Source organism: Paraburkholderia sp. USG1 (genome assembly GCF_031570135.1).
In the GTDB taxonomy this organism is placed as follows: domain Bacteria; phylum Pseudomonadota; class Gammaproteobacteria; order Burkholderiales; family Burkholderiaceae; genus Paraburkholderia; species Paraburkholderia dioscoreae.
The window spans coordinates 73,268-86,311 of sequence record NZ_JAMWXW010000025.1 but is presented as its reverse complement, the minus strand read 5'-3'; the positions used below and the strand labels follow the sequence as shown (position 1 = coordinate 86,311).

The window sequence follows — 13,044 nt, the reverse complement described above, 5'->3', positions numbered from 1 at the left end:
GCGGCCTGCTGGCCGCTTACCTCATAGTCATGGACAAACTCGAACAGTTTCTGACCCGAGCCGAAGCCGTGCTCGTCCGCCTGGAGGCCATGCTTCCGCCCGCCGCGCCGGAGATCGACTGGTCGGCGGCGGTCGCGTTTCGCTGGCGTAAGCGCCAGGGGCGCGGCTACCTGCAGCCGGTGCCGGCCATCTCGGCGATCACGCTCGACGACCTGCAGAATATCGATCGCCAGAAAGGGTTGATCGAGCAGAACACGCGTCAATTCGTGCACAGGCAGCCGGCCAATAATGTACTGCTGACGGGTGCGCGCGGCACCGGCAAATCGTCGCTGATCAAGGCGTGCCTGAACGCGTATGCGAAAGACGGCCTGCGTCTGATCGAAGTGGACAAGGACGATCTGCACGACCTCGGCGATATCGTCGATTTGATCGCGCAGCGGCCGGAGCGCTTCGTGGTGTTTTGCGACGACCTGTCGTTCGAAGACGGCGAGTCGGGCTACAAGGCGCTGAAGGTCGCGCTCGACGGCTCGATCGCCGCGCAGTCGGACAACGTGCTGATTTACGCGACGTCGAACCGCCGCCATCTGTTGCCCGAGTATATGAGCGACAACGAGACGTACAAGCACACGTCGGACGGCGAGATTCACCCCGGCGAACTGGTGGAAGAAAAAATCTCGCTGTCCGAGCGTTTCGGGCTGTGGGTCAGCTTCTATCCGTTCAAACAGGACGACTACCTGTCGATCATCGGCCACTGGCTGCGGCATTTCGGCTGCGACGACGCCGAAGTGGAAGCGGCGCGCGGCGATGCACTGGTGTGGGCGCTGGAGCGCGGCTCGCGTTCGGGACGTGTCGCGTGGCAGTTCGCGCGCGACTGGTCCGGCCGCAAGACCTCAGCGTGAGCCTCGGCATGAGCGACGGCACGCAGAAGAACGCCGCTGGCCGCAAGGTGACGGAAGTCGCCGTTGGCGTGCTGGTTCAGCCCGATGGGCGCTATCTGTTGGCGCAGCGCCCCGCCGGCAAGCCGTACGAGGGTTACTGGGAGTTTCCGGGCGGCAAGCTGGAAGCGGGCGAGTCGGTCGAGGCCGCGCTCGCCCGTGAACTGCACGAGGAACTGGGTATCGAGGTTAAGGCGAGCCATCTCTGGCATACGCTCGAACATGACTACCCGCACGCCTATGTTCGGCTTTTTTTCTGCAAGGTCACGCAGTGGTCCGGCAAGCCGCACGGCCGCGAAGGTCAGGCTTTTGTCTGGCAAACGCTGCCCGCGGATGTCGAGCCGCTGTTGCCGGCGACCATTCCCGTGCTGGAATGGCTCGCGGCCGAAAAGAAGAACTGAAACGAAAGAGACGGGCGCGCGATAACGGGCGCTGCATTAGCAGCACCGGCCCGCGTGACCCGGACAGCGGGCCGCGCTCAATGCGGGGTGTAATCCCCGTCAGGCGTCTCGTCCGACGACGCTTCCTGGTCGGATCCACCGATCTTGTACTTCTCAGTGGCCCAGGCGCCGAGATCGATCTGCTTGCAGCGGTTTGAGCAGAAGGGACGGAAGCGGTTTTCAGGTGTCCAGCGGACGTCCTTTCCGCAAGTGGGGCATTTGACGACAGTAGGCATACGGTCAGGCAGTTAATCGCAAACGGACAAGTAACGAATATAGGGGCATTTTTCGCCGCTTTAAAGGCATGTCCCTTCGGTTCGGACCAACCAGGTAAGGTTAGGTAAACGTGACAGGCCCTGCGAGCGCGACTTACAGGCTGCAGAGCGTGAGCTGGAAAGGTACGTCGACATCCACCGCACGCGGACGCAGATCGCCGTCCTGCACCGTGAAGCGCACCCACAGCATGTACTTGTTGGCGCTGGCCTCGGGGATCACGCGCAATTCCGGTGCCACCCTTACCTGCATCAATTGATACGAACGGCCGGACAGCATCTGCTGATAGCTGCCCTGCATGGCCATGACCTTGGACGCCTGGCCGGATTCGCGCGCGAGCCGCAGCACGATGGTGGCTGCGTCGCGCAACGGCAGCAGCGGGGTCACCCACTTGGCAATATCCTGGCGGCGCTGATCGGGATGAAGCTGCTGCCACGCGTAGTAGGACGGCAAATCGAATTTGCAGGTGCCGCCCGGAATGATTGCGCGGCTGCGGATGCTGGCGAGCCACTCGTTGTCCGCAAGATGCTGGCCGGTCTTGCCCTGCATCTGCGAAAGCCCCGACAGGGTTTGCTCGATCTCGCCGAGTACGGCCTCAAGCGCGTTCTGCTCGATTCCCGGATTGCCGCGAAACGGCGCCAGCGTTTGCCGCTGGCGTTCGAGCTCTTTCATCAGATCCGACTTCAGATCCGCGCGACCCGCAACCTCCGAGATTTCGAACAGCGTGGTCAGTGCGACGTGATGTTCCCTGGCGTCTTCCTGGGTCAGAAAGAACGTGAAGCGCTCGAACAGGTCTTCGAGGCGCAATAGCGTCCGGATTCGCTCGTTGAAGGGATACTCGTAAAGGATCAAGCGGGCTCGCCTCGGGCGTGGTCGGTGACGGGAATGCAGAACATTCTAATGCCGTGAGACTACCCTAGCAATCACGCACTTTTTCAGCGCGCATTCGCAACTTTTTTCACATGTTGCGGGCGGTTTTCAACGCGCTTTTGGCAGGCGCATGGCCGCGAAGTTCAACCGGCGTTTCCTGAACGACGCGTCGGCCTCATGCGCCGGCGAGCGACAGATACACGCGATGCTGCGCGTCGACTTGCGCCCTGAGCGCTTCGAGCGACACGTTGTCGTTGTCGATCACGTCGTCGGCTGCGGCGAGACGCGCTTCGCGTGTGGCCTGGCGGGCGATGATCGCCAGCACCTGTGCGCGACTGAAATTGTTGCGGCTCATCACGCGCGAGATCTGTGTTTCCATGCTGCAGTCGACCGTCAGCACGCGATTCACGCGGTTTTTCCACGTGCCGGACTCGACCAGCAGCGGCACCACCACGATCACGTAAGGGCCTTGTGCCTCGCGCTGCTCGCGTTCGGTCTCCGCACGAATCAACGGATGCGTGATGCCTTCGAGTCGTTTGAGCGCGCTGTCGTCGCTGAATACGAGCGTTCGCATGCGGGCGCGGTCGAGCGAACCGTCGGCGGCGACGAACGCCTCGCCGAACTCGGCGGCGATCTGCGGCATCGCCATGCCGCGCGGCGCGGTAACCCGGTGCGCGATCAGGTCGGTATCGACCAGCGGCACGCCGTGCGCGGCAAACAGGTCGGCCACGGTCGATTTGCCGCTGCCTATGCCGCCGGTCAATCCCACAGCAAACATGCTTCAGCCCCCCAGAGCCAGATAAAGCGGTGTGCCGAGAAACAGCGTGAGTGCGCCGCCTGCCGCGAGAAACGGCCCGAAAGGCAGCGGCTCTTCGAAACGCATGCGGCCGCGCCATGTCGCCAGCAGGCCGATGACGGCGCCCGCCACCGCTGCGATCAGCACGATCTGCGGCAGTGCCGCCCAGCCGAGCCACGCGCCGAGCGCAGCGAGCAGTTTGAAATCGCCGTAACCCATGCCTTCGACGCCGCGTACGAGGCGAAACACCCAATGCACGACCCACAGTACCAGGTAGCCGAAGATCGCGCCGAGCACCGCATCGTGCAGATTCGCAAACATGCCGTTGAAGTTGACGATGATGCCCGCCCACAGCAACGGCAGCGTCAACGAGTCGGGTAGCAGGTGGGTGTCGATGTCGATCGCGCTCATTGCGAGCAGTGCGGCGCACAGTCCGAAAGCAGCGAGCGCCGTGAGGGTCGGGCCGAACAGCGCAAGCGAGCCGGCCGCGAGCGCCGCGCTGGCGATTTCGAGAAGCGGATAACGCAGGCTCACATGAGCCTTGCATGCGGAACAGCGCCCGCGCAACAACACATAACTCAGCACCGGCAGGTTCTCCCGCGCGCTCAACACATGGCCGCAGTGAGGACACGCGCTGCGCGGCACCCACAGGTTGTAGCGCGCCGGCAGGCCGTCTGGTTCCTGTTCCGGCGGTTCACCGGCGGCGTCGTTGAATTCCGCTTGCCATGCACGTTCGAGCATGATCGGCAGCCGGTGCACGACCACGTTCAGGAAGCTGCCGATCACGAGGCCGAACAGGATGGCGAACGTCATCTGCAGACCGGTAGGCAAGCTGCCGAACGCGAAACCGAGACCGGTTGCGAAGTGATCGATACGGCCGGGCAGTAAGCCCGACAGCAGGCTGGGAGAGGTGTCTGGCACGAGGAGAGTTGTTGCCCGCATGGATAAAGGATGGATTCGGCTGCGATCCTACACCACGTTGCCGAGTTGAATAATGGGAAGATACATCGCGATCACGAGGCCGCCGACCAGCGCGCCCAGCACGACGATGACGAGCGGCTCGCACAGGCTCGAGAGCGTGCCGATCTTTTCGTCTACCTGACGATCGGCGAGCGACGCGACATCGATCAGCATGGTGTCGAGTGCTCCGGACTCCTCGGCAACCGCGATCGGCTGTACGACCTCGGGCGGGAAGCAGCGCGCTTCGCGCATGGCGGCGGCTAGCCGTTCGCCGCGCCGAAGCCGCGCGGCGATTTCCACGGTAGCACGGTCGAAGAAGGCGTTGCCGGTGGCGTGAGTCAGTGAACCGAAAGCGTCGGCGAGCGGCGTGCCGGCAGATAGCAAGGTGCCGAGCGCACGGCTCCAGCGCGCCGCGCACAACGTGCGCAGCAGCGGACCGGCGACCGGTATTGTCAGCGATACGCGTGCAAAGCGGATGCGCGCCGCTTCGGAGCGTCGCAGCAGAAATGTCGCTGCCGAGCTCGCTGCAAAGATCAGGGCGAACGCCGGTACGCTCCATCGCGCGAGGCCGGCCGACAACGCCAGCACGAACTGCGTCGGCGCGGGCAGTCTGGCACCGAAGCCATCGAAGATCTGTTGGAACGTCGGCACGACCCACACGAGCAAAGCCGCGGTAATCGCCAGGGCCAGCACGAGTATCGCGACGGGATAGGTGAGTGCCGCGCGCACTTTCGCACGCTGCGCGGCAGCGCGTTCGCGGTCCTCGGCGATGCGGGCGAGGACGGCCGCAAGCGCGCCGGCCGCCTCGCCGACTTCGACGAGCTGGCAGTACAGCGCATTGAATTGCGCGGGGTGCCGCTGCAATGCCGCCGAGAAACGCAGCCCGCCGGTGATGTCGCGCGCAAGAGCGCCGACGATCCTCGGCATGCCCTGGCGGCGTGAAGCCTGTGCTTGCGCGAGCAGATCCAGCGCGGGCGCGAGCGGCAGGCCGGCGCGCAGTAGGCTGGCGAGCTGCCGGGTGAACAGCGTGATGTCCGCGGCGCGGGCGCGCGGGCGCGGTGCCGGACCAAGCGCCGTCAATTCGATGACAAACAGGTTGTCGCGTTTGAGCACCGTGCGTGCGGTGGCCGCGTCGGCTGCGATGAGCGCGCCGTTTTTTCGCACGCCGTCGGCGTCGACGCCCCGCCATTTGAAACGCATATCGGTGGCCAGAGGCCGATGAGTCGTGACTGTATTCATGCGACCTCGGTCGCAGCGAGCGCTTCGGCGAGACTGGTGGAGCCGTCGCGCACGCGCGCCAGCGCTGCGTCACGCAAGGTGGCCACCCGTTCGGTTTGCGCGAGCCGCGCCAGTTCGTGCGTGCCCGCGCTTGCCACGATCAGCTCGCGCATCGCGTCGGACACGGGCATCACCTGGTGAACGCCGAGGCGCCCCCGATAGCCGATGCCGTGGCACGCCGCGCAGCCGCGGGCGGCGTAGGGCTGCCAGCCGTCGAGTTGATGCTCGCTGAAACCCGCTGCCCGAAGCGCCGCCGCCGACTGCGGCGCGGGCACCCGACAGGCAGTGCAGAGACGCCGCACCAGCCGTTGCGCGGTCACCATGCGCAACGCAGCCGCAAGGTTGTACGGTTCGACACCGATATCGATCAGGCGCGCGACCGCGGCGGGCGCGTCGTTCGTATGCAGGGTCGACAGCACGAGGTGGCCGGTTTGCGCGGCCTTCACGGCGACGTCGGCGGTTTCTTCGTCGCGGATTTCGCCGACCATGATGACGTCGGGATCCTGGCGCAGAAAGGCGCGCAACGCCACGGCGAAGGTCAGCCCGGCTTTTTCGCGCACGCTGACCTGATTGATGCCGGCCAACTGGATCTCGGCGGGATCTTCCACCGAACACAGATTACGCGCTTCGCCGTTGAGCAGATTCAGAAAGCAGTACAGCGACAGCGTCTTGCCGCTCCCAGTGGGCCCGGTGACGAGCACGAGGCCGTGCGGCGCGCGGATCGCGGCGTCGACTGTTTCGCGTTGGTGCGGATCGAGGCCGAGCGAGTCGAGTGAAAGATCGGCGGGCAGCGCGTCGAGTCTGCGCAGCACGAGTTTTTCGCCGAACAGCGTAGGCAGCGAATTGACGCGATAGTCTTCAACGCGCCCGGGCGACGTGGAAATACGCAGACGGCCGTCCTGCGGCACGCGCCGCTCGGCGATATCCATGCGAGCGAGCACCTTTACACGCGTAATGAATGCATCGCGCAGATGCGCGGGCGGCGGCGGGATCTCGTGCAGCACGCCGTCGATTCTCAAGCGCACGCGCCAGCCGTGTTCCACTGGCTCGATGTGAAGATCCGACGCATTGCGGCGGGTCGCTTCCTGCAATGTGTCGGTCAGCAGACGCACGGCGGGGCCGTCGTCGGGATCGGCGAGACTTGCCGCGCCGGGCTCGCGTGCGAATGGGCCCGGCTTCGCCCGGACCGCGCTCTCCTGCGAGGTCGCGGTGGGACGCGGCAATGCCGCCGCGGGTTGAAAAGAAGCTTGCATGAGAGACCGGTGATGAGCCGCCTGTAGTACACGACAGCTTCATCTTCCGGTACGGCGGGGGGCGCCGCCATTCAGCCATTCGGCTAATGGCGCGCGCTGCGCGCCTATGCGATGCTGTGCCGTGTCGCGCCTAGCTGCGCAAGACCTTGGCGGCTTTCGCGCGCACCGGCGGCCTGAACAGCTTGACGGTGCGAATCGCCTGATCGTCGCTACGCATCACTTCCAGTTTGACTTCGCCGATCTGCACGCACACGTCGCCGTCGGGGATATCTTCGAGGATTTCGAGAATCAGGCCATTGAGCGTTTTCGGCCCGTCGGTGGGCAGCGCGAGTTGCAGCCAGCGGTTCAATTCGCGCAGCGGCATGCTGCCTGCCACGATGCATTCGCCGTTGTCGTTCCAGCCGCCGCGCGAATTGGCGCTACGCGGAATCGACGTGGTGAATTCACCGATCAGTTCTTCGATGATGTCTTCCGGCGTGACGAGGCCTTGCAACTCGCCATATTCGTTGACAACCAGCGCCGTGCGGTGACGGCTCTCCTGGAAGTATTGCAATTGCTGGAACACGGGCGTGCCGCTCGGCACGAAATACGGTTCGGCGAGCAACTCGCGCAGCGTCTCGCGCTCCAGTTCCTGGTTGTGCAGGGCGGCCAGCGTCTTGCGTACGTGCAGCACGCCGAGCACCCGGTCGATGTCGCCTTGATAAACGATCAGCTTGTTGTGATAGCAGGTTTCCAACTGATGCAGGATCTGTTCGAACGGCGCGTCGAAGTCGAGCGCCTCGATGCGGCGGCGCGGGATCATCACGTCGTCGACGGAAATGTTTTCGAGGTCGAACAGGTTCAGCAGAATGCTGCGGTGCTTGGTCGGCATGAAGCTGCCGGACTCGAGCACGATGGTGCGCAACTCTTCGGTGGACAGGCGCTGATCGCGCACGCCTTTCGTATTGATATGCAGCACGCGCAGGATGCCATTCGCAAACAGATTGACGAACCAGATGAGCGGTTTGGCAACGCGCATCATCGGCGCGATCAGCAGGCTGGCCGGCAGCGCGATCTTTTCCGGGAACGTTGCGCCGACGATTTTCGGCGTGATCTCCGCGAACACGATGATCAGAAACGCGACGATACCGGTCGCGATCGACAGCACCAGGTTATTGCGGCCGAACGTGTGCAGCGCGATCGAGGTGGTGAGCACCGGAATGATCGTATTGAACAGGTTGTTGCCGATCAGCACGACGCTCAGCAACTGATCGGTATGCGCGAGCAGACCCTGAGTGGTTTTGGCGCCGAGCGCATTCTGGTTGGCGAGATGTTTCAGGCGATGGCGGTTGATCGCCATCATCGCCGTTTCGGAGCTCGAAAAAAAACTCGAGCAGATAAGCAGCAGAAAGACGGCGCCGATCTGCGCCCATAAGGGAAGTTGTTCCACGCGTCGTGAAGGATAGGGGAAAGGATGGAGAGAATATAGCAGAGGGGTTTGCCAGAGCCTTCGCGGCTGGCGGCTAAAGACAGGGCGGGCGGCAGCGGCACAGGGCGTTGCGCGTGAAACTAGCAACTTGCGTGATCCAAAACAAAAAACCGCCGAGCAAGCTGGGCGGTTTTTTGAGCCTCGAACTAACAAGGCGAATCTGGTCGGGGTGAGAGGATTCGAACCTCCGGCCTCTACGTCCCGAACGTAGCGCTCTACCAGGCTAAGCTACACCCCGATTTTGTACTGCGGACTCGATTCAGACTAACCCGGCCTTTCAGTCTCGTTCAAGACTGTCTTGCCGTCGAGTAAGAACATAATTCTAGCAGGCTATCTTTGAAAATGGAATCCGGAAACGAAGAAATTGCGGTCGCGGCGGCCTGGGCTTCCTGTTTCGCGCATTCGAGCGTGTGATCCAGTGCGCCGGAACGCGTGATCGCCTCGAAAATGGTGTCGAAACGATCCGTGCCGCCTTGCTCGATTGCTTCCCGTGCCAGCGCCGATTGCTCCGGCGTGCCGCGTTCGATCAGATAGATCAGCGGGAGCGTGGGTTTGCCTTCGCGAAGGTCGTCGCCGGCATTTTTCCCCATCGATTCGGCCGTGCCCGTGTAGTCGAGCCAGTCGTCCATGATCTGGAACGCTGTGCCGATGCGCCGGCCGAATTCCGCCGCCGCCGCTTCGGTTTTCGCGTCCGAACCGGCCAGCACCGCGCCGAGTTGGGCCGCGGCCTCGAACAGCTTGGCTGTCTTGTAGCGAATCACCTGCATGTAGCGGGCTTCGTCCACGTCGGCGTCGTGCATGTTGAGGAGCTGCAGCACTTCGCCTTCGGAGATGATGTTGGTCGCCTCCGACAGAATTTCCATGACGCGCATCTTGCCCACGCCGACCATCATCTGGAACGAGCGCGAGTACAGGAAATCGCCCACCAGCACGCTCGCGGCGTTGCCGAACAGCGCGTTGGCCGTCTGACGGCCGCGCCGCAGGTCGGATTCGTCGACCACGTCGTCGTGAAGCAGCGTGGCCGTATGGATGAATTCGACGACCGCCGCCAGTTCATGCCGGTGCCCCGTGGTTTCACCCAGCGCGCCGGCCACCAGCAACAGCAGCGCGGGCCGCAGCCGTTTGCCGCCGGCGCTGATGATGTACTCGGAAATCTGGTTGATCAGCATCACGTCGGACGCAAGACGGTGCCGTATGACGCGATTGACCTGCTGCATGTCTTCGGCGATCGGAGCGAGCAGGCTGGCGGCGTTGGAGGAGGGAGTGGCAGTCGACGACATGATGGCTGAGTTGGGTAGTGCCGCGAATTATAAGGCGAATCGCGGCAGTTCCGGGTCGCAGGCTGCGGCGCGGGGCGTTCCGGGCTGCGGCAGAGCCGCGCGCCGCAGCTTTGCGGCAAGGCGCCGGGCGCGGCGCGCGGCGCGCGGCGGCTCTCAACGAGTTTTGACCGAGCAGCTAACTCTATGTATAATCACGGGTTTCCGCGCGCGGTGCGTGGGAAAAATGAACACAGAGTGAGGTTCTCAATGTACGCGGTCATAAAAACCGGTGGCAAGCAGTATAAAGTTGCCGTCGGCGAAAAACTTAAAGTAGAACAGATACCGGCAGACATTGACGCTGAAATCACGCTCGACCAGGTTCTCGCAGTGGGCGAAGGCGAATCGATTAAGTTCGGTACGCCGCTGGTCAGTGGGGCTTCCGTCAAGGCTACCGTCGTGTCGCAAGGTCGTCACGCAAAAGTGACCATCTTCAAGATGCGTCGCCGGAAGCACTACCAGAAGCATGGCGGCCACCGCCAGAACTATACCGAACTGCGCATCGACGCGATCAACGCGTAAGCGCACCGGTTAAGGAGCAAATCAAATGGCACACAAAAAGGCAGGCGGATCATCCCGCAACGGCCGCGACTCCGAATCGAAGCGCCTCGGCGTGAAGGTTTACGGCGGTCAGGCTATCAACGCTGGCGGCATCATCGTTCGCCAACGCGGCACGCGTATGCACCCGGGCGAAAACGTCGGTATCGGCAAGGATCACACCTTGTTCGCGCTGACGGACGGCCACGTCAATTTCTCGACGAAGGGCGCAGCGAAGAAGCACATGGTCAACGTCGTCCCGGCAGCAGTCTGAGCTTACTCAGGCACGGGCTTCAGGACCGGAAAAAAGGCCCCGCGAAGTTAGCGGGGCTTTTTTTATTCCGGGATTTTTTTGCCGGATGAATGAGCGCGAATGCATGCGCTCACGCCGCGCGCCTATGCTGTTCGGTCGATTGATCAGCACGCGCCGGGCGCGGCAAAATAGCATCATCCAGTAGCAACCCAATCTAGCAGCACTATCTGGCAGCACACCACGGGACGGAGTTACGCATGAAGTTCATTGACGAAGCGAGGATTGAAGTCATCGCCGGCGACGGAGGGGATGGCAGCGCGTCGATGCGCCGCGAGAAATTCGTTCCGTTCGGCGGCCCGGATGGCGGGGACGGCGGCCGGGGCGGCAGCGTGATCGCGGTCGCGGACCGCAACATCAATACGCTGATCGATTACCGCTACGCCAAGAAGCACCTGGCGCGCAACGGCGAAAACGGCCGCGGCGCGGACTGCTACGGCAAGGGCGGCGACGACATCACGCTGCGCATGCCGGTGGGCACCACGATCACCGACATGGAGACCGGCGAGCTGATCGCCGATCTGACCGAGCACAACCAGAGCGTGCAGATCGCTCAGGGCGGTGCGGGCGGTCTCGGTAACCTGCATTTCAAATCCAGTACGAACCGCGCGCCTCGTCAGAAGACCGACGGCAAGCCGGGCGAGCGCCGCATGGTGCGCCTCGAGCTGAAGGTGCTGGCGGACGTCGGTCTGCTCGGCATGCCGAACGCGGGCAAGTCGACCTTTATCGCGTCGGTGTCGAACGCAAGGCCGAAGATCGCCGATTACCCGTTCACCACGCTCGCGCCGAATCTCGGCGTGGTGCGTGTCGGGCCGAGCCGCAGCTTCGTGATCGCGGACATTCCCGGACTGATCGAAGGCGCGGCGGAGGGCGCGGGCCTCGGTCACCAGTTCCTGCGCCATCTGCAGCGCACGGGCTTGTTGCTGCATATCGTCGACCTCGCGCCGTTCGACGAATCTGTCGATCCGGTCGCGGAAGCCAAGGCGATCGTCAACGAACTGCGCAAGTACGACGAACTGCTGTATGAAAAGCCGCGCTGGCTCGTGTTGAACAAGCTGGATATGGTGCCGGAAGACGAGCGTGAAGCGCGGGTCTCGGCATTCATCGAAGGCTTCGGCTGGGATGGTCCGGTGTTCGAAATCTCGGCGCTGACCGGCCAGGGCTGTGAAAATCTTTGCTACGCGGTGTTCGATCACATCGCCGCGCATTCGGACGCACAGCGCGCGGCCGAAGCCGAAGATCTCGCCGCCGACGTCCGTTTCCGTGCAAAGCCGCAAGACCCTGTTGCAGCGGACGATTCCAGCGCCGACCCGCAACAATAAGAAGCTCGAGCACCGGCGCCTGAGTGGGTTGCCGGTCTGCACCACGCGTCATCTTGGAGACTGCGCACAATGCGTTCCGTCATCGCAGATTCACGGCGATTGGTAGTGAAAGTGGGTTCGAGCCTCGTCACGAATGACGGGCGCGGCCTCGATCATGCCGCTATCGGCCGGTGGGCCGGACAGATTGCCGCCCTGCGCGCGCAAGGCAAGGAGGTGGTGCTCGTGAGTTCGGGCGCCATTGCCGAAGGGATGCAACGGCTCGGCTGGACCAAGCGGCCGCGCGAGATCGACGAACTGCAAGCGGCTGCGGCCGTCGGTCAAATGGGTCTTGCGCAAGTCTACGAAAGCCGCTTTGCCGAGCATTCCATTCAGACCGCGCAGATTCTGCTGACTCACGCGGACCTGGCCGACCGCGAACGCTATCTGAATGCGCGCTCCACGCTGCTCACGCTTTTGCGCCTGGGCGTGGTGCCGATCATCAACGAGAACGACACGGTCGTCACCGACGAAATTAAATTCGGCGACAACGACACACTGGGCGCGCTCGTCGCGAACCTGATCGAAGGGGACGCGCTTGTCATCCTCACCGATCAGCAAGGGCTCTTTACCGCCGACCCGCGCAAGGATCCGGCCGCCACCCTCGTCCAGCAGGCCGATGCCGGCGCGCCAGAACTGGAAGCAATGGCGGGCGGCGCGGGCTCGAGCCTTGGGCGCGGCGGCATGCTGACCAAGATTCTGGCCGCTAAGCGCGCGGCTCACAGCGGCGCGAATACGGTGATCGCGAGCGGGCGCGAAGTGGACGTGTTGTCGCGGCTTGCATCGGGCGAGGCGATCGGCACGCAGTTGATCGCGCGCACGGCACGGATAGCGGCGCGCAAGCAATGGATGGCGGATCATCTGCAGGTGCGTGGCCATGTCGTGATCGACGACGGCGCAGTCGAAAAGCTCACTGAAGGCGGCAAGAGCCTGCTGCCCATTGGCATCGTCGGTGTTCAGGGCGCGTTTGCGCGCGGTGAGGTGATTGCCTGTCTGAGCGCCGCGGGCCGAGAAGTGGCGCGCGGCCTGACGAACTACAGCAGCGCTGAAACCAAGCTGATCCAACGGCGTCCGAGTGGCGAAATCGAATCGGTGCTCGGCTATATGCTGGAGCCTGAGTTGATTCACCGCGACAACCTGGTGTTGGTCTGAGTCACTAATCGGCGCGGGCGCAGGCGCGCGCACAAGCACGGCAAACAAAAAAGCCGTTCCAGCAGGAAGCTGGAACGGCTTTTTCTCGTCTGCTACTC

General features: G+C 63.4%; 14 protein-coding genes and 1 tRNA gene. 6 read left to right on the top strand and 9 right to left on the bottom strand.

Annotated features, from left to right (window positions below):
* Positions 1-29: 29 nt before the first annotated feature.
* Complete coding sequence (locus tag NE850_RS28270; RefSeq protein WP_007180319.1) at positions 30-899, top strand: ATP-binding protein; 870 nt, start codon at positions 30-32, stop codon at positions 897-899.
* Positions 900-907: 8 nt separating this feature from the next.
* Positions 908-1,336 (top strand): NUDIX domain-containing protein, encoded by a 429-nt coding sequence (locus tag NE850_RS28265; RefSeq protein ID WP_007180320.1) that lies wholly within the window; start codon positions 908-910, stop codon positions 1,334-1,336.
* Positions 1,337-1,413: 77 nt separating this feature from the next.
* On the opposite strand, the gene yacG is transcribed toward NE850_RS28265, so the two are convergent.
* The 9 genes from yacG to NE850_RS28220 all read right to left on the bottom strand — a co-directional run bounded on the left by yacG (position 1,414) and on the right by NE850_RS28220 (position 9,553).
* Positions 1,414-1,611 (bottom strand): DNA gyrase inhibitor YacG, encoded by a 198-nt coding sequence (yacG, locus tag NE850_RS28260; protein WP_007180321.1) that lies wholly within the window; start codon positions 1,609-1,611, stop codon positions 1,414-1,416.
* Between the two features lie 133 nt (positions 1,612-1,744).
* Positions 1,745-2,500, bottom strand: coding sequence for a cell division protein ZapD (gene zapD, locus NE850_RS28255; protein WP_007180322.1), 756 nt, complete (start codon positions 2,498-2,500; stop codon positions 1,745-1,747).
* A 193-nt stretch (positions 2,501-2,693) separates the two neighbouring features.
* Complete coding sequence (coaE, locus tag NE850_RS28250; RefSeq protein ID WP_007180323.1) at positions 2,694-3,296, bottom strand: dephospho-CoA kinase; 603 nt, start codon at positions 3,294-3,296, stop codon at positions 2,694-2,696.
* Positions 3,297-3,299: 3 nt separating this feature from the next.
* Positions 3,300-4,256, bottom strand: coding sequence for an A24 family peptidase (locus tag NE850_RS28245; RefSeq protein ID WP_007180324.1), 957 nt, complete (start codon positions 4,254-4,256; stop codon positions 3,300-3,302).
* Positions 4,257-4,283: 27 nt separating this feature from the next.
* Entirely contained in the window at positions 4,284-5,513 is a 1,230-nt protein-coding gene (locus NE850_RS28240) for a type II secretion system F family protein (RefSeq protein ID WP_310699695.1), read from the bottom strand.
* Positions 5,510-6,805, bottom strand: coding sequence for a GspE/PulE family protein (locus NE850_RS28235; RefSeq protein ID WP_007180326.1), 1,296 nt, complete (start codon positions 6,803-6,805; stop codon positions 5,510-5,512). The genes NE850_RS28240 and NE850_RS28235 overlap by 4 nt, the downstream gene beginning before the upstream one ends.
* 130 nt (positions 6,806-6,935) lie before the next feature.
* Positions 6,936-8,234, bottom strand: a complete 1,299-nt coding sequence (locus NE850_RS28230) for an HlyC/CorC family transporter (RefSeq protein WP_007180327.1) — start codon at positions 8,232-8,234, stop codon at positions 6,936-6,938.
* A gap of 200 nt (positions 8,235-8,434) precedes the next feature.
* Positions 8,435-8,511: transfer RNA gene (locus NE850_RS28225), tRNA-Pro, on the bottom strand.
* 49 nt (positions 8,512-8,560) lie between these two features.
* A complete protein-coding gene (locus NE850_RS28220; RefSeq protein ID WP_007180328.1) occupies positions 8,561-9,553 on the bottom strand; it encodes a polyprenyl synthetase family protein in 993 nt (330 codons plus the stop codon).
* Between the two features lie 246 nt (positions 9,554-9,799).
* Between NE850_RS28220 and rplU the strand changes: the two genes are divergently transcribed.
* The 4 genes from rplU to proB all read left to right on the top strand — a co-directional run bounded on the left by rplU (position 9,800) and on the right by proB (position 12,946).
* Complete coding sequence (gene rplU, locus NE850_RS28215; protein WP_007180329.1) at positions 9,800-10,111, top strand: 50S ribosomal protein L21; 312 nt, start codon at positions 9,800-9,802, stop codon at positions 10,109-10,111.
* A gap of 25 nt (positions 10,112-10,136) precedes the next feature.
* Positions 10,137-10,400 carry a 50S ribosomal protein L27 gene (gene rpmA, locus NE850_RS28210; RefSeq protein ID WP_007180330.1) on the top strand — a complete coding sequence of 88 codons (264 nt, stop codon included), beginning with the start codon at positions 10,137-10,139 and terminating at the stop codon, positions 10,398-10,400.
* A 236-nt stretch (positions 10,401-10,636) separates the two neighbouring features.
* A complete protein-coding gene (gene cgtA, locus NE850_RS28205) occupies positions 10,637-11,758 on the top strand; it encodes an Obg family GTPase CgtA (RefSeq protein ID WP_007180331.1) in 1,122 nt (373 codons plus the stop codon).
* A 69-nt stretch (positions 11,759-11,827) separates the two neighbouring features.
* On the top strand, positions 11,828-12,946 hold the full coding sequence (gene proB, locus NE850_RS28200) for a glutamate 5-kinase (RefSeq protein ID WP_007180332.1): 1,119 nt from the start codon (positions 11,828-11,830) through the stop codon (positions 12,944-12,946).
* Positions 12,947-13,044 lie beyond the last annotated feature (98 nt).

Bases quoted from the DNA above. Each gene is read 5' to 3' on its own strand.
- NE850_RS28270 (WP_007180319.1), top strand. From the start codon at position 30: ATGGACAAACTCGAACAGTTTCTGACCCGAGCCGAAGCCGTGCTCGTC.
- NE850_RS28265 (WP_007180320.1), top strand. From the start codon at position 908: ATGAGCGACGGCACGCAGAAGAACGCCGCTGGCCGCAAGGTGACGGAA.
- yacG (WP_007180321.1), bottom strand. From the start codon at position 1,611: ATGCCTACTGTCGTCAAATGCCCCACTTGCGGAAAGGACGTCCGCTGG.
- coaE (WP_007180323.1), bottom strand. From the start codon at position 3,296: ATGTTTGCTGTGGGATTGACCGGCGGCATAGGCAGCGGCAAATCGACC.
- NE850_RS28245 (WP_007180324.1), bottom strand. From the start codon at position 4,256: ATGCGGGCAACAACTCTCCTCGTGCCAGACACCTCTCCCAGCCTGCTG.
- NE850_RS28240 (WP_310699695.1), bottom strand. From the start codon at position 5,513: ATGAATACAGTCACGACTCATCGGCCTCTGGCCACCGATATGCGTTTC.
- NE850_RS28235 (WP_007180326.1), bottom strand. From the start codon at position 6,805: ATGCAAGCTTCTTTTCAACCCGCGGCGGCATTGCCGCGTCCCACCGCG.
- NE850_RS28220 (WP_007180328.1), bottom strand. From the start codon at position 9,553: ATGTCGTCGACTGCCACTCCCTCCTCCAACGCCGCCAGCCTGCTCGCT.
- rplU (WP_007180329.1), top strand. From the start codon at position 9,800: ATGTACGCGGTCATAAAAACCGGTGGCAAGCAGTATAAAGTTGCCGTC.
- rpmA (WP_007180330.1), top strand. From the start codon at position 10,137: ATGGCACACAAAAAGGCAGGCGGATCATCCCGCAACGGCCGCGACTCC.
- cgtA (WP_007180331.1), top strand. From the start codon at position 10,637: ATGAAGTTCATTGACGAAGCGAGGATTGAAGTCATCGCCGGCGACGGA.
- proB (WP_007180332.1), top strand. From the start codon at position 11,828: ATGCGTTCCGTCATCGCAGATTCACGGCGATTGGTAGTGAAAGTGGGT.